We start from the raw sequence: 19,333 nt of genomic DNA on the forward strand, positions 1-19,333 counted from the left end.
TGTTGCAGAATCTGCCGCTGGAGGGGACGGGATGGCTTGTGACCGCGTCCTTGCCGGCACGGCGATGTCACGTCAAACCCAATGTGCGACGGCAGCCGGGGTCAAGGGGGTCACCCCTTGCCGCCGGAGGCGCTTCCATGAGGAACCGTGGGACACAACGGATGTCCCCTTTGTACTCCCCGCGGGTTGGTGAGGGGGCATCCGGCACGTTGTCCGCGCTTGGACACATGCTCCTTCAGACAGTTCCCGACGAGACAAGCCTCCGGCGGGCAAGGGGGTGTGACCCCCTTGCATCCCCCACCAGGGTGCCCCTGGACCCGGTGAGGTAACCCGCTTTGCCTTTTTCCTTATTCTTCCCCGTCGTCCTCGTCCTCTTCTTCCTTCTCGCCGGCGGCGTCCACAGCGCCCGGATTGGCGAGCCGATTCTTCAGGACCTTCTCGCGGATCTCCGCCAGCAGCTTGGGGTTCTCTTCCAGGAACACACGCGCCTTGTCCCGGCCCTGGCCGATCTTGGTCTCCCCATAAGCGAACCAGGAGCCCATCTTCTGAATGATCTTGTCGACGACCGCCATGTCGAGGACGTCCGCCTCCAGGCTGATCCCGCGGCTGCCCAGCATGTCGAACTCTGCCACCCGGAACGGCGGGGCGACCTTGTTCTTGACGACCTTCCCCTTCATCCGGATCCCCACCGACTCTTCCCCCTGAGTCAGGGTCGAAATCCGGCGGACATCCACGCGGCAGGAGGCCGCAAACTTGAGGGCCCGGCCGCCGGGAGTCGTCTCCGGGCTGCCGAACATGACGCCGATCTTCTCGCGGATCTGGTTGATGAAGATCACGCAGGTCCTGGCCTTGGCGATGATCCCGGTCAGCTTCCGCATCGCCTGGCTCATCATGCGGGCCTGCCGGCCGACGTGGCTGTCCCCGATCTCGCCGTCGAGTTCCGCCTTCGGCACCAGGGCCGCCACCGAGTCGACCACGATGACGTCGACGGCGTTCGACTTGATCAGCATTTCGGCGATCTGGAGGGCTTCTTCGCCGTGGCTCGGCTGGCTCACCAGGAGCTCTTCCAGGTTCACCCCCAGCCGCTTGGCCCAGGCCGGGTCGAGGGCGTGTTCGGCGTCGATGAAGGCGGCAATCCCCCCCGCCTTCTGGGCATTGGCGACCGCGTGCAGGGCGAGGGTCGTCTTACCGCTCGATTCCGGACCGAAAAGCTCGATGATCCGGCCGCGCGGAAACCCCATTCCGCCGAGGGCCAGATCGAGCGAGAGGGCTCCCGTCGAAATCCCGTCGATCGGCTTCCCGCCGGGATCCGCCAGCCGCATGATCGACCCGTCACCAAACTCCTTGGTGATCAGACTCAGCGTGTTCTCGAGCAGTTTGGCGTGGGCGGACTGAGAGGAGGACGCCGCCGCTTTGGCCGGTTTCGCCTTGGGAGCCATCGTAAAATCCTTTGTCGGTGGTCACTTCGCTTTGATAGGTGGACAATAGTATCGTTGTGCTTCCGGGCCAGCAACAGCCGAATCGCCCGGCCGGTTCACTTTCCGAAGTCGCCGTCACGGGGCCGGGGAATGTGCCGACTGGCGAAACTTCAGCGGCGAGGCGGGGGGCTTTCCTCCGTCCTCGACCTTCCGCCTTAAGTCTTTGGTCTTCCGCCTACTTCTTCAGCCCGACCGGTTTGCCGTCGAGCTTCCACTCCGGCTTGAGCGGCACGCCGAGGTGTGTCAGCGCGGTGGCGACGATGTCGACCTGGCCGGTCGGGTCGGTCGATTCCCCACGGGCAGCGTCCGGTCCGCTGACGATCAGGAACGTCTGCGTGATCTCCTCGAACTCGTGCCCGCCGCCATGGTTCAGCCCCCGGCCGCCGTGGTCGGTTCCGACGATCACGAGCCAGTCCTCGTCGGCGAAGGTCTTGCGGGACTGGATCGCCGCCACCGCCTCGCCGACGTGTCCGTCCATCCGTTCGATCGCCGCGATGTACTCGGGGACGCTGGGGTGGAAGCCGTGCTTGTGGCCGGTTTCGTCGACCTGACCCAGGTACAGAACGACCGCCGTCGGGTCTTCCTTGCGGAGGTATTCGACGCACGCCTGAGTCGATTCGACGTCCGCTTCGACCCAGTCCCCCTTGTCGTCGAGGAGAAAGTCCCGGGAGACATCCGCTCCGGCGACGATCCGCTGGTGGATCGGGTCCCAGCTGCTGAAGTTGGCGGTCCTGGCTTCCGGACGGGCCTCTTTGAGGCGAACGAAGAAGCAGGGGAACTCGTCGTAGTGCGATCCCTGGAACTTGTTGTCCATCACGCCGTGCTTGTCCGGCCAGACGCCGGTGTAGATGTTCGACCAGCCGGGGCCGCTCACGGTGTCGGGCTTGGTCTTGCGGCCGGCATCGAGGATCCGGGTCCCGCGGAAGAGGGTGCCGTTCTCGACCAGGCGGTCGAGGTTGGGGGTCTTGGCCTTTTCGACGGCGTCGAGGCGGGTGCCGTCGGTGCCGATGATCAGGACCTTCCGGCGGGGGGCGGCTCCTTCGGCCTCCGGTGTCAGGGCGAGGAGCGGCCAGGCGAGGACGAGCAGCAGCGGGGCGAGCGATCGACGCATGGGGTTGGCACCAGGGGAACGGGGCACTGGGTCTGGGCAAGGGGAGCGGGACCGTCGCCATTGGAGCGGCGGTGCGATGGGGCAGCAGAACAGCCGGTGGGAAGACAATCAAGCGGGGCGGCGACTGGCTTCCAGGCTGCGATTCCGGGGGGCAGGGAGGGGCTGTGGTTTGGCGCGGATTTCGCTGTGACGACTGCTGGCCCGTTTTGGCAGCGGGAAGAGAGCGCTCTCATGAAAGACCATGTCGAAGACCACTCCGGATCCGCTTGTCACAGGGCGAATGGTCATCACAAGTCGTGGTTCGGCCGTGTTGCGCAGCGGACGGCGGTGTATGCCGGGCGTCCGGCGGCGTTTCTTGCGGCGGTGCTGACGATTGTGGCTTGGATCGCGTCGGGGCCGCTGTTTGGATTCAGCGATACGTGGCAGCTGGTGATCAACACCGGGACGACGATCGTCACGTTCCTGATGGTGTTCCTGATTCAGAACAGTCAGAACCGGGAGACGGTGGCGTTGCACCTGAAGATGGATGAGATCCTGCGGGTGACCAAGACGGCTCAGAACCGGTTCATGGATCTGGAGGATCTGGACGATGCGGAGTTGGAGGAGATCCGCGAGCACTACCGGCACTTGGCGGAGAAGGCCCGGACGCTGCGGGAGGAGAAGCGAGCGGCCAAGCATCCGTCGTAGCTCGAACACCGTTCTTGCCGGCGCAGTGCTGATAGCTCAAACCCAACGTGCGACGGCAGCCGGGGTCAAGGGGGCGACCCCTTGCCGCCGGAGGCGCTTCCATGAGGAACCGTGGTAAGTGACGGGCGACCGCTTTGTGGGATCAGCTATGAGGACTCACCGCCGAACACAATCCCCGCCGGTTGGTGCGGAGGCATCCGGCACGTCGTCCGCGGTTGGGCACTCGCTCCTTCAGAAAGATCGAGACGAGACGGGCCTCCGGCGGGCAAAGGGGATTCTCCCCTCTGCACTCCCTGACCAGGGTGCCCCTGGACCCGGATAGGGACAAGTGATTCTGCGTTGCGCCGCTCTACCTTCCGCCTTCAGCCTGAACCCCTTCCGCCTCCCCCACCAGGGTCCCCCTGGACCCGGTTGAAATCAGCCGCGCTTTCTCAGGAAGTAGTCCAGGCTGAAGCGGCCGCCCCCCGCCAGCATGAACAGCACGAAGACAAACAGGTAAAGCATCGCCATCTCCCGCGATCGGGCCCCCGGCGCGGCAAAGAACGGATCGTTCTTGTGGGCCACAAACGCGGCGACACACATCGTTCCGGCAAGCGCCGTCGCAGCCGGCCGGGTCACGATTCCAATCGCCAGGAAGATCGCGCCAAAGAACTCGACAATCCCCGCCGTCGCCGACATCACCCCCGGCATCGGCAGCCCCAGATCCTGCAGGTACCCGGTCATCCCCGAAAGGTTCTTGAACTTCCCCAGACCGTGCGCCACCGCCATATAGCTGCCGAACCCGACACGGACGATGAGGAGCCCGATGTCGGTCACCAGCGTCCCCCCGCCACCCCCGACCGCCAGACTCCGAAGAACACTTCCTGCGCTCATAATTGGCTCCCTAACTTAAGATTGCATATCAGCCGGATAGGCTACTGTTCGGGTAGGAGTTCACCAACCGGACTTCGCTGAGCACCCCGTTCCGTCATCCGGCATTCAGGTGGGTCGCCACTCGTTCGGGATCGCAAATTACAACGGTCGGCTGCGAGACGATTTCGCTGGTGAACGTGTTGCCGCGATACCAACCGGCGGGTACGCTGACGGGTCCCTTCTTTTCGTTCGCTCTTCCCAGTTTCGTCTGGATTGGAAATCTTCCATGTCGCGTACCCGTCTGCGCCCCGGGTTCACCCTGATCGAACTGCTGGTCGTCATTGCCATTATCGCCGTTCTGGTGGCCATCCTGCTGCCCGCCGTGCAGCAGGCCCGCGAAGCGGCCCGCCGGAGCCAGTGCGGGAACAATCTCAAGCAGCTCGGGATCGCGGTTAACAGCTACTACGAAACCCATTCCCGTTTTCCCCCCTACGGCGTGCGCGGCGGAGGAGGAAATCAGGACCAGGATCGTTGCTGGAGCTGGGCCTCCATGATCCTGCCCCAGCTCGATCAGGGAGCGCTTTTTAACAAGCTGCAGGTTGGGCAGACGAATCTGATTCCCGCCACGATGTCGAACGTCAACGACTACTCGACGGCCACGGAGGGGACGCCGGAAAAGCTGCTGCAGACGCGTCTGGCCGTTTACCTGTGTCCCAGCGCCAACGGGGATCCGGTCAACAAGTATCAGAAGAACGCCGGCACCATGATGTACGGCTTCAACAACCAGATCACGCAGACGCAAACGTCGAACATTTTTCCCTCCCTCAGGTTGTCCGATGTCGTCGACGGAGCCTCGAACACATTGCTCATCGGGGAGAAGGCGCTGATGTCCCAACCCTTCCCGTCCATCGGCGCCGCGTGGGGAGTGGGACGGTACTGCGGAGCGAGGCTCGGGATCGTTGCGGCTCAGTGCCCGATGAACACCCCTTTTGACGGAACGCATGACGCGGCGACGAACTGCTTCATCGAGCTCGATCCCGCAGGGCTCGTCAGCCGGGCTTCGCTCTCCAGCCCGCATCCGGGCGGTGCGCACATGCTCCTCTGCGATGGCGCGGTCCGGTTCGTCAGCGAAGACATCGACGCGAATCCGTTGACTGGCAGTACTAATGGTCCCGGTGGCGACTACACCTACCAGAACCTCTTCAATCTCAACGACAAGAACTCGCTGGACCCGTTCTGATCTCGCTTCATTCGAAACCCCAGGGGCTGACCTGCAGAGCAGATGAAGAGATCTCTTCCCTGAGCATTTGCCTGTTAGTCGTGTTCCCTCGGATCACGTATATCTAGTACCGGGACATCGGCTCCCCTCCTTTCGCTCGCAGGACGGCTGTCTGTGTTTTCTTTCCGAGTTCCATTGCTCGCTCTCTCGGCGTGCGCCCTCCTGACAGGGTGCGGAGGGGGCGATCGTCCATCGCTGGTCACTGTGACGGGCAAGGTGCTGATTGACGGCAAGCCGCTGGAAGGGGCGAGCGTCTTCCTGAAGCGGATTGACGCATCCGATTCGAAACACCGCCGCCCCTCGCGGGCGATCACGAATGCACAAGGGGAGTTCTCGCCCAAAACCTACGGTGACGCCGAAGGTTTGCCGGTCGGAAAGTACAAGGTTGGGGTTGTAAAGACGGAGTACGCCGAGAAGCTCCCCGAGAACTTCAACGCCGAGAACCCGGCTACCACTCCGGTCAAAATGCGGTGGCTCGTTCCCAAGCCGTACAACGATCCCGAGACCTCCGGTCTGACGGTCGAGATCACCTCGTCGGGAATGACTCCTCCCGCGATCCAGCTCGATACGGGCGGTGCGGCACCGATTGTGGAATCGACCGCCGCCAAGCGTGCCGCCAACGAACCCTGATTGCCTGACCCGTCCTGTTTCCTTCACCTCCTTTTTGATTCGCCGGTTGCGCGCTGCCCGCCGGCAAGTTCAGTTACCACCGACCCCCGCCAGGTGTCCCAATGTCTCGTCCGTTTGCCAAACGCGGCTTCACGCTGATTGAGCTGCTCGTCGTCATCGCCATCATCGCCGTGCTGGTCGCCATCCTGCTGCCCGCCGTGCAGCAGGCCCGGGAGGCGGCCCGCGCCTCGAACTGCCGGAACAACATGAAGCAGTTCGGCATAGCGATGCACGCCTACGCTGAGACCCACAGTGTGCTCCCCATGAGCGCGATGGGCCTCAACAACTCGGCGACGAACCCGGTGAACAACCTGTCGTTCCACGTCATGCTGCTCCCCTACATGGATCAGGCGACGCTCTACAACCAGTTCAACTTCAGCGCCCACTACGACACCGCCCCGAACCTGGCCCTCAAGGACAAATCCGCTCCCTACTTCAACTGCCCGAGTGCCAAGACGGTGGACTTCGTCGAGTCAGGAACGACTCGGGCCACGGTCCACTACTACGGCGTCGCGGGATCCAAGGGCAACAAGCCCGCTCCGTTGACCGGCACGTTCACCGTCGGCGGGAACACCGCGACGGACCATGGCGGGCTGTCGACGCACGGTCTGCTGACTCGCAACAAGTGCTTCCGTCTCGCCGATGCGACCGACGGCTTGACGAATACGCTGCTCATGGGCGAGATCTCCGCTGAGAACATCTCCGGCTGGAACTCGTCCTATCGTGCCTGGACGCAGGGCTGCAGCAACGCCAACGGCGATGCCGCCCACTACGCCAGCAAGAACGTGAGCAAGTTCATCGCCAAGACTTCCGGTTACAATGGAGGAACCGCGGCCAGGCTGTTCAACGACGTCTCGTTCAGCAGCATGCACACCGCCGGGGCTCACTTCTGCCTGGGCGACGGGTCCGTGCGGTTCATGGCGGACACGATCGACTTCAACGTCCTGCTGTTGGCAGCCTCGAAGGACGACGGCGTCAACATCCCGCTGGACTAGTCTGACGGGCTCACCGCGCCGGGCGGACTCTGGTCCCGTCCGGCGCGTCGCTTCGAATCTCGCGCCTCTTTCTCTTCGGGTCGGCAATCTCATGTCTTTCAATCGCACCGGACTCGCGATGCTTTTGCTGCTGGTCACGGCCGTGGGCTGCGGCGGGGCGACCTCGGAGCGGACCAACGTCAAGGGCAAGGTCACGATCGGCGGCAAGCCGGTGGTTTACGGCACGATCGACTTCTCGCCGGATTCCAGCAAGGGGCACAAGGGACCGGCCGGTACCGCAGAGATCGTCGACGGTGCTTACGACACCGCGGCGAGCGGGGGCGGGATCTTTCCGGGACCGCACATCGTCGTCGTGACGGGATTCGACGCGCGACCCTCTTCGAACACCAACGAGACGGTTGCCTCCACGGTCAAGCCTCTGTTCACCGGCTACCGGGTGGCGACCGACATTTCGTCGGGGACCTATGACCTCGATGTCAGTGGAGACGCGGCTGGGAAGGACTTCAGTCAACCGTCCGGCGGCCAGACGCGGCGCGGTAATGATCCCTGACCTGACCGGGTCGGGGTGTGTCGATCGGAGGAGCGGGCGCGAGGGTTGCGTGGTCCTGCCCGATTCCAGTGTTGTCACAGCAGGCTGCTGCTTCGTCCGGGCCTCGGGTACAATGCCAGCGAACTCGACTGCGGTGGCAAGCTTCTTCCCCCATGACCGTTTCTGAACGAGACGCTTCCTGGCCTTTCGAGCATCCGCTCGCCGCGGAGAATGCCGAGCTTCGGCAGCAGCTCGCGGACGTGACCGAGCGGCTGGAGGAGGCCGAGGAGGCGCTCCGCAGCCAGAGGGATGACGGGGTCGATGCGTTCGTCGTCGGAGGTCAGGCGGACTCGCGGGTCTTCACGCTTCCGGCGGCCGACAGCTATTACCTGCAGCTCGCCCAGGAGGTCGCCAATGCCGGCACCTGGGACTGGGACCTGGCCACCTCCCGGCTCACGATCTCCGAGGGGATGAGGGACCTGCTGCGGGTCGCCTATGACCATCCGGTCGATCTGGCGGCGCTCCGCGAAGCGGTCCATCCGGACGACCGGGCGCGCGTCGAGCGGCATGCGGAGGACTTTCTTCGCGACCGCCGGGGGGACCACTACGACGAGTTCCGCATCCGCCGCAGCGACGGCGCCGTCCGGTGGGTCGCCTGCAAGGCGCGGCGGCTGATGGCGCTCGATCCCGGGTCGGACCGGATCATCGGGATCAACATCGACATCACCGAGGCCCGGGCCCTGCAGGACGCCCTGCGGGAGACGGACCGCAAGAAGGACGAGTTCCTGGCGATGCTGGGGCATGAGCTCCGCAACCCGCTCTCGCCGCTGACCACCGCGGCCGAGCTGCTCCGGATGGAGGCGGACAATCCCGCCGGCGTCCGGGAGCTGGCCGAGATGGTGGCCCGGCAGACGGAGCAGCTCGGGCGGCTGATCGACGATCTCCTGGACGTCTCGCGTGTGACGCGGGGGCTGTTTCAGCTCAAGCGGGAGACGATCGATCTTCGCGAAGTCCTGCAGGCGGCCATCGACACGAGCCGCGCGGCGATCGAAGGGAACCGCCACGCGTTCACCACGCGGATTTCGGCGGATCCGGTTCTCGTTTCAGGGGACCGGATCCGGCTGACGCAGGTGGTGGGGAACCTGCTCATCAACGCGGCCAAGTACACGCCCGCCGGCGGGGCGATCGCTCTCGAGCTGACCGTGGAGGAGCGGCAGGCGGTCGTCCGCATCCGGGACAACGGGGTGGGGATTCCGCCGGAGATGCTGCAGAAGATCTTTGGCCTGTTCATGCAGGTCGACAGTTCCAACACGCGGTCCCAGGGGGGGCTGGGGGTGGGGCTGGCGCTGGTCCGGACCCTGGTCGAGCTGCACGATGGGCGGGCGCTGGCGGAGAGTCCGGGGGTCGGGCACGGGAGCGTGTTCACCATCCGGCTGCCGGTGGCGGAGGCTCCGGGGTCGTCCGCCGTCGTTCCCCGCGCGCCGCGCAATCTTCCTTCGCGGCGGATCCTGGTCGTCGACGACAACGAGTCTGCCGCGTATCTGCTGGGCCGTCTCCTTGGCAAGCTGGGGCAGGAGGTCCGGACGGCGAACTCAGCGGAGGCGGCGCTTGAGGCGCTCGACCAGTTCGCGCCGGAGATCGTGATCTCCGACATCGCGATGCCGGGCGTTTCCGGTTACGACCTGGCCCGCCGGATCCGGAACCTGAAGCTGCCGCAGCAGCCAGTTTTGTGTGCTCTGACCGGTTATGGTCAGCCGAACGATCGCGAGGCGGCGATGTCGGCTGGTTTTGACCAGCATTTGACGAAGCCGGCGGGGCTACCGGCGCTGAGGGCGCTGCTGCAGTCGATCGACCTGGAAGAAGAGGGCTCGGCTGGATGACGTGCTTGCCGGCACGGCTATGCCAGCTCAAACCCGACGTGCGACGGCGGCCTGGGGTCAAGGGGGCCACGCCCCCTTGCCGCCGGAGGCATTTTCGTTGCGGAACCGTGGGACACAGCGGACGTCCCCTTTGTGGTACCAGCGTTGAGGACTCCTTCAATCCTCACCGCTGGCTTTGCAATCCCCGCGAGTTGATGTGGGGGGCATCCGGCACGTTGTCCGCGTTTGGACACGCACTCCTTCAGACATCTCCCGACGGCCAGGCCTCCGGCGGGCAAGAGGGCGTTGCCCCCTTGCATCCCCCACCAGGGTGCCCCTGGACCCGGCTCTTGGGCCCACGCGTCGGAGTCAGGATTATCCCAGATCGATCCGCCGACCCGTCCGGGCGGACTCATAAATCGCCAGGATCAGCTCCACACTCTTCCGCCCCTCACGGCCATCAACAGCAGGCTGGCCGCCCGTCTTGATTGCCGTGAGAAAATTCTCGAACTGCAGCTGGTGGCCGCGGAACGAGATCGCCTTGGGGTCCGCAGCACCCCCCGTGTTGCCGGTCTTGCGGGCGAAGTGCTCGCGGATCGAGGCGTCATCAGGCTGCGCGTCGGCGAACTCCCACATCAGAATGTCGTCCTGCTCGACGATCGCCGAACCCTGCGTCCCGTGGATCTCGGTCTTCTTGAGGAGGCCCGGCCACGCGCTCGTCGTCGCCTCCAGGGTCCCGAGAGCGCCGCTCTTGAACTTCACGATCGCGGTCCCGACGTCCTCGACTTCGATCCGGTCGTGGGCGAGAGTCGAGGTGAGGCCGCAGACCTGGGCGACATCCCCCATGAACCACAGCAGGAGGTCCACGTTGTGGATTGCCTGGTTCATGTAGGCCCCGCCGCCGTCGAGGGCCCACGTTCCGCGCCAGCCGCCGCCGTCGTAGTACTGCTGGGTCCGCCACCACTTCACGTAGGTGTCGCCGAGGGTCAGCTTGCCGAAGCGGCCGGAGACGATGGCGGACTTGAGGGCCAGGTTCGCCTCGCTGAACCGCGAGGGGAGGATGCAGCCGAGCTTCACTCCCGCTTTCTCAGCCGCCTGGATGACGCGGTCGCAGCGTTCGAGGGTGATCTCGAGCGGCTTCTCGATGAGGATGTGCTTGCCGGCCTGGATGGCGGCAAGGGCCGGTTCGAGGTGGGCACCGCTCGGGGTGCAGATCGTGATGACCTGGATCTGCGGGTCGGCGAGGAGGTCATCGAGGGAGGTGTAGGCTTTGCAGCCGGTCTCTTCGGCGAACTTCTCCGCGCGGGCGGCGGTCTGGTTGAAGCAGCCGACGAGTTTGGCGTTCGGAATCGCTTCGATCGCCTTCGCGTGGAAGTGGGCGATCATGCCGGTGCCGATGATTCCGAAGCCGTACGTCATGGTGGAGGGGAAAGGTTGGAGGTGGAGGAAGTGGTCCGGGCGGCATTGTAACGAACAATGGCCGCGGCGGGCGTGTGGGGCGGGGCAGGGGCGCGCGTCAGGCGGGCGGCTGGCTTGCGAGGGAGGCCGTTGCGCAGCCGGCGGCGATGCGGTACTCGTCGACGACTTTGCCTCCGATGAGGTGTTGCTGGATGATCTGTTCCAGGACCTCGGGGGTGCAGGAGTGGTACCAGACTCCTTCGGGGTAGACGACCGCGATGGGGCCCTGGACGCAGAGCTGGAGGCAGTTGGCTTTGGAGCGGAAGATGCCGCCGTCGCCGGTGAGGTTGAGTTCTTTGAGGCGGGCTTTGAGGTAGTCCCAGGCGACGAGGCCGGACTCCTTGTCGACGCATTTGGGTTTGGTCTGGTCCGCGCAGAGGAAGATGTGTCGGACGATGCGATCGGCGCCGGTCTTGGCGACTTGTTTTTGAAGTTCCTCGTTCATGCCCGGAGTTTAGCGAACACCGTCCATGCCGGCGCGACTCGATAGCTCAAACCCAACGTGCGACGGCGGCCTGGGGTCAAGGGGGCCACGCCCCCTTGCCGCCGGAGGCACTTCCATGAGGAACCGTGGTAAGCGACGGATGTCCGCTTTGTGGTACCAGCTATGAGGACTCCCTCACATCACACCGCTCGCTTTGCAATTCCCGCGGGTTGACTTGGGGGGCATCCGGCACGTTGTCCGCGTTTGGACACGCTCTCCTTCAGATATCTCTCGACGGCCAGGCCTCCGGCGGGCAAAGGGGATTCTCCCCTCTGCACTCCCTGACCAGGGTGCCCCTGGACCCGGTTAGGTCGCACCCGCAGCCTGCGTCCTCTCCGCCACAAAGTCGCGGATCGTCTCGTGAATGAACCGCAACTTCTCCACCGCCGACGGCGACAACACGAACGGATAACCATCCATCAACCCCAACCCGCGATTGAGATTGTTGATCACGTACGTCAGCGGAAACCAATCCGCAATCAACCGGTCAAACGACGCCTCATGATCCTCCGGAAGCCGCACCGACAACCGCGGCGCATCCTTCACCTTCGGCCGCAGCTTGAGGCCCGCATATCCCGCCGTCTCCACGACATCCCGGATATGGAGATAATGCGCCCACGACTCCGCCCAGTCCTCCCACGGGTGAGCACTCGCGTACGCACTCACAAACTGCGTCTGCCAGTCCGCACGCGGCGCGGCGTAATACGCCTGCAGGGCCGCGTCGTAGTCATTCCGCTCGTCACCAAACAGCTGCCGGAACTCCTCGATCCGCGGCGTATCCCGAATCAGCCGGTCCCAGTAAAAGTGGCCGCTCTCATGCCGGAAGTGCCCCAGCACCGTCCGGTACGGCTCCCGCAGCAGGTTCCGCCGCCGCTCCCGCTCCGCGTCGTCCGCTTCGGCAATGTTGATGACGATCCGCCCGTCCGCGTGCCCCGTCAGCACCGGCGGTCCCCCTGGCACCGGATCGGCCAGAAAGTCGAAGGCCAGCCTCCCGGACGCAGCCCCTTCGTCCATTCCGTCAAACGGCAGTCCCAGTGCCAGGAACGAATGCAGCAGCCGCCGCTTCGCCCCCTCCAGCCGGAACCAGGCGGTCACGTTCTCCGGAACACTGAGGTTCGGAATGACCGTCGTCAGGCGACAGGCGCGGCAGAGACCATTCCCGTCTTCGACCGCGACCGCCCAGTTGCAGACGTTGTTGAGCCGATAGTTGTCGCAGAGGTTCCAGCGACCCTCGGCGTCGACCGGCCCGGCCGCTGTCCCCAGAGCGACAAAGTCGAACGCCCTCATCTCAAGGTCGTCCGGCACGAAAACCAGACTGTGCTGGCACGCCGTGCACTGTGAGTTCTCAAAGAAGACCAGCTGACCGCAGTGGTCGCACCAGAACACCTTCATCGCCCAGCCCAGCCATTCCGTAAGAGCTTTCGATTGTCCGTCGAGTTGAGTTCGCCAGCAGCCTTCAGGAACGCTGGCAGTCTTCCGGCGCGTGGTCGCACTGAATGACGTTCGCTTCCAGTTCCGTGCAGACCTTGTCGACCAGAACTTTGAGTTCCGCCGCGGAGTCCTTCAGCCCACCCAGGTTCTTCGCCCGCCCGGCGGTCTCCACCTGCTGGGCCGCGGTCTGAAGCGAGGAGGCGTCGAAGTGCGAGGCCAGCCCCTTCAGCGAATGGGCCGCCCATTCGACTTCGGCCGCATTCCCGGAGGTGATGGCGGCATCAGTCTTTTCGACGAGCATCGGCGCGTCTTCGAGGAAGAACCGCGCCATGTCCTGCAGGAGCTCCCAGTCGTTGCCGAGTCGATCGAGCGCGGGACGGAGGTGAATGATGTTTCGAGAGCTGTCCATCCTGGCATTTTCTTCCGTGGCGCGAGCGTGTTCCATCGCGGTTGTCGCACCGGCGGAGAAATCCTCCCTCCGCGGCAACATCTCTCCGGCTCCTGCGACGCGATGATTGAGGCTTCCTTCCGGCAGGTCAAGGTGCGGGTGATCCGAGTCCATGTTCTGGAGCGAATCATCCAGGCGGTCTTCCTCCAGATACGGAGTACGGCTTCCGGCGCTACGGCCGCGAAGGTGTCGTGGAGAAATTGGCGTGTTCATGATCTTTCATCCTGCCGACAGCCTGGGTGTCTGGTTGAGTTCCGGAATCCAGTTCCATTTCCAAAGCACCATGCCGGTTCCTGCCCCGGGAACGCTCAAACGCCCGAGCGCATCACGCAACGGGTGCGTGGCAATTCGGGCGTGAGAGCGGCCTCGATGGCGAGGCCTGCTATGGCAGCGTCCGACGTCCAGCGACGAGCGACACAAGGAACAGCACCAGGAAGACGACGAACAGCACTTGAGCCATCCACGCCGCCGTCCCCGCCACGCCCCCGAATCCCAGGACCGCAGCCACCAGAGCGATAATCAAAAACATCACTGCCCAGTTCAACATGATTCATCTCCACTCTCAGCCCCGCCAGTGTGCCACTTCCCGCGGAACAGTCCGCTTCAGGAGAGGCTGAGGCTCAGGGGTGCCAGACACCCCAAGCACGGAGCGTGCCGAAAACATCGCTGGTCGTAAGTCGCGACTGCGAAGCGAGCTGCGACAACGGTGCGGGAGCAGGGCGGAGCCGAATGTGAATTCGGAACGGATTCCGTGGTCGGCGATCGATCACGGCTGCGTCGAGGCGCATTGGCCGACCGCGTTGCCTAAGGGGTCGTGAGCCGTGATGGCCCCTGATAAGGGGGCCTGTGCGTGCCGCCGGGGAGGAATGGTCTGGCGGCGGATGAGCCTGGCACGGGTTCCCGATCCGTTTCTCCGGCAAACGGATCGGGGCCGGTCCGCGGTTTGCCAATCGTCGATTCGGAGCCTGCCGGAGCCATCAGACAGATCGAGTCGTGCTTTCGTTGGAGAAAGCGATGTTTGTGGTCAGCCGCGATGTCCTCGAGTCCTTGATCATCGATGATCAGATCGAGGTCACTGTGCTCGCGATTCATGGCGGCCGGGTCCAGATCGGGATCACGGCCCCGCCATCCGTCCGCATCTTTCGATCGGAACTCGAAGCCCAGACTGCGCTTTCGGCTCGGAAGGGACCTTCGGTTGCGTCCGCGGTCGATGGCGAACGGGTGCCGTTTCCTACAGTGGGAATGGAACTGGAAGTGAATCCGCTGACGGGAAGCACCTGGGTCAAGCCGAGCGCGACCTGAGGCTTTGGCAGCACTGAGTGCCGAATTCGGGCCCCTTGGCGACTCGCGGTTTGAGACGCATTGGAACGCGGCAGTGCAGCGGGCAGAACCAGCGTGCAGGCGGAAGCTCTCACTAAATGGGCGTTGTGAGCGCGGTCTACCGCCTTAACGGCGTCGCTGAGGCGACGCTCTCATGAGGAACCGCTTCAGCCCACCTGAGCGGCGGCGTGCCCGTTCCGCTGCATCGTCGCCAGCTCGATGATCCGGTGCTCGCTGAACTCCGGGCGTGAGAGTTCGCCGGTCATTCGCCCCTCCGCCAGCACCAGGATCCGGTCGCAGAGCGTCAGCAGCTCCGGAAGCTCGCTGGAGGTGACGATGATCGCCATTCCTTCCCGGCAGAGCTTGTCGATCGTCCGGTAGAGTTCCGCCTTGGCCCCCACGTCGACGCCGCGTGTCGGGTCGTCCAGGAGCAGGACGCTCGGGTTCGTCCGCAGCCAGCGGGCGATGATGCATTTCTGCTGGTTCCCGCCGCTCAGCCCGGTAATCGCCGCTTCCGTGCCTGCCGTCTTGACTCCCAGGCGATCAATCGAGTCCCGGGAGAGGGCCTGTTCGCGGCGGCCGGAGACGAATCCCCCCACGACCGCTTCATTCAATTTGCAGATCGTGATGTTTTCCCGGACGGTCATCCGGGAGAAGAGTCCCAGCCGTTTGCGGTCCTCGGTCACCATGGCGATTCCGGCCTTCTTGGCATCGGAGGGGTGGCCGAAGGAAACCGGTTTCCCCCGCAGGCGGATTTCCCCCTGCGGCGCCTGGGGGCTGGCACCGAACAGGCACTCCAGGAGTTCTGTGCGGCCCGCTCCCATCAGGCCGGCGATCCCGACGACTTCCCCTTCCCGGAGCGTGAAGTTGACGTTTTCGAGCCGCCAGCGGCGGGAGTGTCCGGGCCAGGGGAGCGAGAGGTTTTTGACTTCGAGGACGACGTTGGCGGGTTGCCGTCCGGCGGAGAGGTCGAGGTTATCGATTTCCCGGCCGACCATGAGGCGGCAGATGTCATTGGGGGTGACGGCGGTGCGGTCCACGGTTTTGACCAGCTTGCCGTCGCGGATGATGGTGATGCGTTCCGAGAGGCGGAACACCTCTTCCATCTTGTGGGAGATGTAGAGGATGGTGACGCCGTTCTGGCGGAGCTTGGCGATGACGCGGAAGAGGCGTTCGACTTCCGACTCGGTCAGGGCGCTGGTCGGCTCGTCCATGATGACGACTTCGGCCTTCATGGAGAGGGCCTTGGCGATCTCGACCAGCTGCTGGTCGCCGACGCGCAACTCTGAGACGCGCTGGCGGGGGTTGATCTCGCACTCGAGCTGGTCGAAGAGGGTCTGGGCCTCGCGTTCCATGGCCCGGTCGTCGAGGAGGCCGAAGGTGCCGCGTTTTTCGCGGCCGAGGAAGATGTTGGCGGCGGCGGTGAGTTGTTCGACGAGGTTGAGTTCCTGGTGGATGATGCTGATGCCGGCGGCTTCGGCGTCGCGTGTGCCGGTGAAGCGGGCGGGTTGTCCGTGGAGGAGGATTTCGCCCTCGTAGTCGGTGATGACTCCCGAGAGGATTTTCATCAGGGTGCTTTTGCCCGCGCCGTTTTCGCCGCAGATGGCGTGGAACTCTCCGGGTCGGACATCGAAGGAGACACCTCCGAGCGCGACGACGCCGGGGTACTTTTTGACGATGTTTCGGACTTCGATGCGCGGTTGCATGCGGAGACCTTCGGAAGTGAGGCGCAGCTTCAGAAGACGAGATGGGGTTGCCAGCCTACCAGTGTCGTGGGCGAGGCGGAAGGGGTTCAGGCGGAAGGCCAAAGGTCGAGTGGCGCAACTCAAGATCATTTGCCCCTGACCGGGTCCAGGGGCACCCTGGTGGGGGATGCAAGGGGGCAACGCCCTCTTGCCCGCCGGAGGCCTGGCCGTCGGACCCTGTCTGAAGGAGTGAGTGTCCAAACGCGGACGACGAGCCGGATGCCCCCTCACCAACCCGCGGTGATTTCAGGGCGAGCGGTGAGTCCTCAACGCCGTTTGCCCAAAGGGGACGTCCGTTGTGTCCCACGGTTCCTCAAGGAAAATGCCTCCGGCGGCAAGGGGGTGAGACCCCCTTGACCCCAGGCTGCCGTAGCACGTTGGGTTTGAGCTATGGGAGTCGTGCCGGCAAGGTCGCGGCATTACTCGACCAGGAACACTTCCTTCGCCGCCGGCAGATACTGCAACGGCTCAATCCGGCAATCGAGCACATCCAGGATCCGCAAACTCCCCACACAAAACGCCGAACGGTACGTCCCCACCCCCGCCAGAATCGCGTTCCCCCACTTGGCATACACGTTCCCGGAGAAGTCCGACCCCAACAGCAGATCGATGTTGAGAATCAGAATCGGCCGCCGATCCTGCCGCCGCTGATAGATCATCATCCCGTGAAACGGACTGCTCGGTGAGTTCAAGGGCGAATACTTGCTCCCCAGCAGACCCACGTTCAGCACCGCACTCGGCAACAGCGTCAGAACGTTCGGACCCACCGGAGCGGTCTCGCCATCGCCCGAGTCCGGACTGCCACTGTTGGCGGCATACCCGGCCGAGTTCGTGAAGTAGAACATCACCCCCTCCGCCTTCACGGTTCCCACCAGGACCGACAGCCCGATCTGCGTCACCGGGTTCTTCCCGCGGATGATGTAGACCCCCGGCTGAAAGACCACGTTCCCCGCCACGACCTGGATCCAGTCATACACCCCCGGCTGCAGCACCGTCGGCGGCTGGAGCAGCGGCAGGTTCAGGACCGTGACCCCGCCGTAATAGGTGTTCTTCACGTTGACCGGATCGGCCGACGTCGTCGGGACCGGCAGGTTCCGGTACGGATCGAGGACCGGCCTCCGGTTCGCCCGCAGCGGCGAAGGATCGCCCGTGACGAGCGGACCGTAAGCCATCGGATGATCGACCCCTCCCACCACGTAGACGTCGGTTGCCTTGATCCGCGTCAGCGGCAGAAGCGGCGTGCACGAACAGGCGTGCCGCAGCAGATCCTGCACGCCGCACCGATCGCCGTTCTCGTCAAAGCCGCCCCACCTGTTGTTGACGATGATCGCCCCGTTGACCCGCGCCGCCCCAAGGCCGAGCACCTCCAGCCCCCCCAGCAGCGGAGTGATCGACGGCAGGCCGAGCGGCAGGACTCCCAGGTTCACCTGCGGCGGCTGCGGATCGAGGATCATGATCGCCGCCGGGCCGGTCGCGTTCTCGAGGCCCGCAACCGAGCGGCTCTTGTAAGCGAGCGTCCGGGACATCCCGGCCGCCTGGGCAAAGCGGGACGCGCGGGTCCGGGCGGCGGTGACTTCCACGTATCCGGTCTGGCCCGCATAGCGTCCCGTCGTCGGCGGGGAGTGGACGGTGACGGTGGCGTCGCCGAGGCCGTTGATCGAGTGGACGTAATCGGCGGCGGTCTGTGTCGGATTGCCCGTCCCGAGCAGCGTGTCCAGGGCCGCGGCGGTCGCGGCGGCATCGGTCGCGTGCTGCCCGCTCCGGGCGTCGAGCATCAGCATCCCGCCGTCGAGAATGATCGCCGCGACGCCGAACATCCCCGGCAGGAGCAGCGCCATCAGGACGAGGATCTTCCCATCCCGCGAGGAAACCGAGCCAGGACGTCCGGATCGAGCGGAGAGGTGCGGTGTCATGAGAAGGGACCGGGGGCTGAGAACGGACAACGGAGAACGAGCAACTTCCTCAATGCACAATCCGCATCGTCGAGGAGGCGTGAAGCGGCCACGGAGCGGAGCCGAAGACGAACGGGACGCTGTTCTGCTGCCGGTAGCTCACCTCGACCCGTACCCGCTGTCCAATGGCGTTCCCCCCGTCAGGCCACGTCAGGCGGACCTGGACCTGGCCGGGGGGCATCGTGATGAGCAGGGGGCGGATCGCCTGACTGATGACGTGGCTGCCGGCGGCGGTCCCCGACCAGGCCGTCGGACCGAGCCGGGTGGCCGCGGGACTCTTCTTGCCGCGGACGATCGCCGTACGGGCCGCGCGACACGCGGACTCGGAGAGGGCGTTGGACCGCGCGGAGGCGACGGCGACGTCGAACAGGGCGAACAGGACGACAAGGAACGTCGTGAGGACGACGGCGGCTTCGACGGCGGCGACACCGTGGCGGCGCGAGTGCGGCGATCGAGGACGGACAGGACGCATGACACGATCTTCCCGAGGAGAGACTACTGGTACTGCCGCGTGGCGACCGCGTGCTGGAGCGCGATCGTTGCCGGGATCCCCGGCCAGCGGACCAGCGTGTGAAAGCTCATGGCGGCCGAGACCCGGACCCGGACCGTCCCCGACGCCTCCGTGGTGGTCTGGATCGCGACGCCGAATCCGGCCGGCGTGTAGCCGGGGATCGTGGCCCCCTCTTCGTGAGCGGCGGTCCGGATCGCGGCTTCCCACGCGGTCCGGGTGTCGTCGACGAACCGGTGTGTCGCCCCGTATTCCGCCCCGACGCGGGCCGCGTTGGCCAGGATGATCTTCCCCCGAAGGACCCGTGCGTAATCGAGGCACGCAAAGGCAATCGTCAGCAGCACCGGCAGGACGATCGCCATCTCGACGGCCGTCGCGCCGCGGCGGGCTGGGCGGGGATGTGGAATGCGTCGGGACATGGGAGTGGAGGAGAAGGTGTCAGATGCTGGAGACGAGTATCGAATCGTTGTTGGGTGACAGGGATGGTTGGCAGGCCCAACGGGCCGGTCACTCTTCCAGCCAGGGCCA

Annotated in this window: 19 protein-coding genes; 7 read left to right on the plus strand and 12 right to left on the minus strand. The window is 64.8% G+C overall.

Features of this window, described 5'->3' with window-relative positions:
- Window positions 1–347: 347 nt before the first annotated feature.
- Together recA and VT03_RS19110 are read right to left on the minus strand one after the other, a co-directional pair.
- A complete protein-coding gene (gene recA / locus VT03_RS19105; RefSeq protein ID WP_075094459.1) occupies window positions 348–1,439 on the minus strand; it encodes a recombinase RecA in 1,092 nt (363 codons plus the stop codon).
- A 214-nt stretch (window positions 1,440–1,653) separates the two neighbouring features.
- Window positions 1,654–2,589, minus strand: coding sequence for an alkaline phosphatase family protein (locus tag VT03_RS19110; RefSeq protein WP_075094460.1), 936 nt, complete (start codon window positions 2,587–2,589; stop codon window positions 1,654–1,656).
- A gap of 231 nt (window positions 2,590–2,820) precedes the next feature.
- Here VT03_RS19110 and VT03_RS19115 point away from each other — a divergent pair, with 231 nt between their 5' ends.
- Window positions 2,821–3,276, plus strand: a complete 456-nt coding sequence (locus VT03_RS19115; protein WP_075094461.1) for a low affinity iron permease family protein — start codon at window positions 2,821–2,823, stop codon at window positions 3,274–3,276.
- Between the two features lie 417 nt (window positions 3,277–3,693).
- Here the strand turns inward: VT03_RS19115 and VT03_RS19120 are convergent, their stop codons facing one another.
- Window positions 3,694–4,149: a DoxX family protein gene (locus VT03_RS19120; protein ID WP_075094462.1), complete on the minus strand. Its 456-nt coding sequence runs from the start codon at window positions 4,147–4,149 to the stop codon at window positions 3,694–3,696.
- A 265-nt stretch (window positions 4,150–4,414) separates the two neighbouring features.
- On the opposite strand from VT03_RS19120, the gene VT03_RS19125 reads away from it, so the two are divergent.
- The 5 genes from VT03_RS19125 to VT03_RS19145 all read left to right on the plus strand — a co-directional run bounded on the left by VT03_RS19125 (window position 4,415) and on the right by VT03_RS19145 (window position 9,480).
- The gene (locus VT03_RS19125; RefSeq protein WP_075094463.1) at window positions 4,415–5,368 is read left to right on the plus strand and encodes a DUF1559 domain-containing protein; all 954 of its coding nucleotides are present in this window, start codon (window positions 4,415–4,417) and stop codon (window positions 5,366–5,368) included.
- A gap of 174 nt (window positions 5,369–5,542) precedes the next feature.
- A complete protein-coding gene (locus tag VT03_RS19130) occupies window positions 5,543–6,037 on the plus strand; it encodes a carboxypeptidase-like regulatory domain-containing protein (RefSeq protein WP_156514615.1) in 495 nt (164 codons plus the stop codon).
- Window positions 6,038–6,138: 101 nt separating this feature from the next.
- Entirely contained in the window at window positions 6,139–7,071 is a 933-nt protein-coding gene (locus VT03_RS19135; RefSeq protein ID WP_075094465.1) for a DUF1559 domain-containing protein, read from the plus strand.
- Between the two features lie 91 nt (window positions 7,072–7,162).
- Window positions 7,163–7,621, plus strand: coding sequence for a hypothetical protein (locus VT03_RS19140; RefSeq protein ID WP_075094466.1), 459 nt, complete (start codon window positions 7,163–7,165; stop codon window positions 7,619–7,621).
- A gap of 152 nt (window positions 7,622–7,773) precedes the next feature.
- Window positions 7,774–9,480, plus strand: coding sequence for a hybrid sensor histidine kinase/response regulator (locus VT03_RS19145; RefSeq protein WP_075094467.1), 1,707 nt, complete (start codon window positions 7,774–7,776; stop codon window positions 9,478–9,480).
- 354 nt (window positions 9,481–9,834) lie between these two features.
- Here the strand turns inward: VT03_RS19145 and VT03_RS19150 are convergent, their stop codons facing one another.
- From VT03_RS19150 to VT03_RS19170, 5 genes are all read right to left on the minus strand, one after another.
- The gene (locus VT03_RS19150) at window positions 9,835–10,878 is read right to left on the minus strand and encodes a Gfo/Idh/MocA family protein (RefSeq protein WP_075094468.1); all 1,044 of its coding nucleotides are present in this window, start codon (window positions 10,876–10,878) and stop codon (window positions 9,835–9,837) included.
- Window positions 10,879–10,975: 97 nt separating this feature from the next.
- Complete coding sequence (locus VT03_RS19155) at window positions 10,976–11,362, minus strand: (2Fe-2S) ferredoxin domain-containing protein (RefSeq protein ID WP_075094469.1); 387 nt, start codon at window positions 11,360–11,362, stop codon at window positions 10,976–10,978.
- A 345-nt stretch (window positions 11,363–11,707) separates the two neighbouring features.
- Window positions 11,708–12,793 carry a putative zinc-binding metallopeptidase gene (locus VT03_RS19160; protein WP_075094470.1) on the minus strand — a complete coding sequence of 362 codons (1,086 nt, stop codon included), beginning with the start codon at window positions 12,791–12,793 and terminating at the stop codon, window positions 11,708–11,710.
- Between the two features lie 64 nt (window positions 12,794–12,857).
- Window positions 12,858–13,241 carry an Hpt domain-containing protein gene (locus VT03_RS34270; RefSeq protein ID WP_197489003.1) on the minus strand — a complete coding sequence of 128 codons (384 nt, stop codon included), beginning with the start codon at window positions 13,239–13,241 and terminating at the stop codon, window positions 12,858–12,860.
- A gap of 421 nt (window positions 13,242–13,662) precedes the next feature.
- A complete protein-coding gene (locus VT03_RS19170) occupies window positions 13,663–13,827 on the minus strand; it encodes a DUF1328 domain-containing protein (protein ID WP_075094472.1) in 165 nt (54 codons plus the stop codon).
- A 467-nt stretch (window positions 13,828–14,294) separates the two neighbouring features.
- Here VT03_RS19170 and VT03_RS19175 point away from each other — a divergent pair, with 467 nt between their 5' ends.
- Window positions 14,295–14,582, plus strand: a complete 288-nt coding sequence (locus VT03_RS19175; RefSeq protein WP_075094473.1) for a carbon storage regulator — start codon at window positions 14,295–14,297, stop codon at window positions 14,580–14,582.
- Window positions 14,583–14,767: 185 nt separating this feature from the next.
- On the opposite strand, the gene VT03_RS19180 is transcribed toward VT03_RS19175, so the two are convergent.
- From VT03_RS19180 to VT03_RS32815, 4 genes are all read right to left on the minus strand, one after another.
- Complete coding sequence (locus tag VT03_RS19180; protein WP_197489004.1) at window positions 14,768–16,306, minus strand: sugar ABC transporter ATP-binding protein; 1,539 nt, start codon at window positions 16,304–16,306, stop codon at window positions 14,768–14,770.
- 458 nt (window positions 16,307–16,764) lie between these two features.
- A complete protein-coding gene (locus VT03_RS19185) occupies window positions 16,765–18,258 on the minus strand; it encodes a pilus assembly protein TadG-related protein (RefSeq protein ID WP_156514616.1) in 1,494 nt (497 codons plus the stop codon).
- A 49-nt stretch (window positions 18,259–18,307) separates the two neighbouring features.
- Window positions 18,308–18,769, minus strand: coding sequence for a TadE/TadG family type IV pilus assembly protein (locus tag VT03_RS19190; protein ID WP_075094475.1), 462 nt, complete (start codon window positions 18,767–18,769; stop codon window positions 18,308–18,310).
- Window positions 18,770–18,792: 23 nt separating this feature from the next.
- Entirely contained in the window at window positions 18,793–19,224 is a 432-nt protein-coding gene (locus VT03_RS32815; protein WP_197489005.1) for a TadE/TadG family type IV pilus assembly protein, read from the minus strand.
- Window positions 19,225–19,333: the final 109 nt, after the last annotated feature.

This window comes from Planctomyces sp. SH-PL14, from assembly GCF_001610835.1.
Taxonomy (GTDB): domain Bacteria; phylum Planctomycetota; class Planctomycetia; order Planctomycetales; family Planctomycetaceae; genus Planctomyces_A.

Excerpts from the sequence above, each read along its gene's own strand:
- recA (WP_075094459.1), bottom strand. The coding sequence starts at position 1,439 with ATGGCTCCCAAGGCGAAACCGGCCAAAGCGGCGGCGTCCTCCTCTCAG.
- VT03_RS19110 (WP_075094460.1), bottom strand. The coding sequence starts at position 2,589 with ATGCGTCGATCGCTCGCCCCGCTGCTGCTCGTCCTCGCCTGGCCGCTC.
- VT03_RS19115 (WP_075094461.1), top strand. The coding sequence starts at position 2,821 with ATGAAAGACCATGTCGAAGACCACTCCGGATCCGCTTGTCACAGGGCG.
- VT03_RS19120 (WP_075094462.1), bottom strand. The coding sequence starts at position 4,149 with ATGAGCGCAGGAAGTGTTCTTCGGAGTCTGGCGGTCGGGGGTGGCGGG.
- VT03_RS19125 (WP_075094463.1), top strand. The coding sequence starts at position 4,415 with ATGTCGCGTACCCGTCTGCGCCCCGGGTTCACCCTGATCGAACTGCTG.
- VT03_RS19135 (WP_075094465.1), top strand. The coding sequence starts at position 6,139 with ATGTCTCGTCCGTTTGCCAAACGCGGCTTCACGCTGATTGAGCTGCTC.
- VT03_RS19140 (WP_075094466.1), top strand. The coding sequence starts at position 7,163 with ATGTCTTTCAATCGCACCGGACTCGCGATGCTTTTGCTGCTGGTCACG.
- VT03_RS19145 (WP_075094467.1), top strand. The coding sequence starts at position 7,774 with ATGACCGTTTCTGAACGAGACGCTTCCTGGCCTTTCGAGCATCCGCTC.
- VT03_RS19150 (WP_075094468.1), bottom strand. The coding sequence starts at position 10,878 with ATGACGTACGGCTTCGGAATCATCGGCACCGGCATGATCGCCCACTTC.
- VT03_RS19155 (WP_075094469.1), bottom strand. The coding sequence starts at position 11,362 with ATGAACGAGGAACTTCAAAAACAAGTCGCCAAGACCGGCGCCGATCGC.
- VT03_RS19160 (WP_075094470.1), bottom strand. The coding sequence starts at position 12,793 with ATGAAGGTGTTCTGGTGCGACCACTGCGGTCAGCTGGTCTTCTTTGAG.
- VT03_RS34270 (WP_197489003.1), bottom strand. The coding sequence starts at position 13,241 with ATGGACAGCTCTCGAAACATCATTCACCTCCGTCCCGCGCTCGATCGA.
- VT03_RS19170 (WP_075094472.1), bottom strand. The coding sequence starts at position 13,827 with ATGTTGAACTGGGCAGTGATGTTTTTGATTATCGCTCTGGTGGCTGCG.
- VT03_RS19175 (WP_075094473.1), top strand. The coding sequence starts at position 14,295 with ATGTTTGTGGTCAGCCGCGATGTCCTCGAGTCCTTGATCATCGATGAT.
- VT03_RS19180 (WP_197489004.1), bottom strand. The coding sequence starts at position 16,306 with ATGCAACCGCGCATCGAAGTCCGAAACATCGTCAAAAAGTACCCCGGC.
- VT03_RS19185 (WP_156514616.1), bottom strand. The coding sequence starts at position 18,258 with ATGACACCGCACCTCTCCGCTCGATCCGGACGTCCTGGCTCGGTTTCC.
- VT03_RS19190 (WP_075094475.1), bottom strand. The coding sequence starts at position 18,769 with ATGCGTCCTGTCCGTCCTCGATCGCCGCACTCGCGCCGCCACGGTGTC.
- VT03_RS32815 (WP_197489005.1), bottom strand. The coding sequence starts at position 19,224 with ATGTCCCGACGCATTCCACATCCCCGCCCAGCCCGCCGCGGCGCGACG.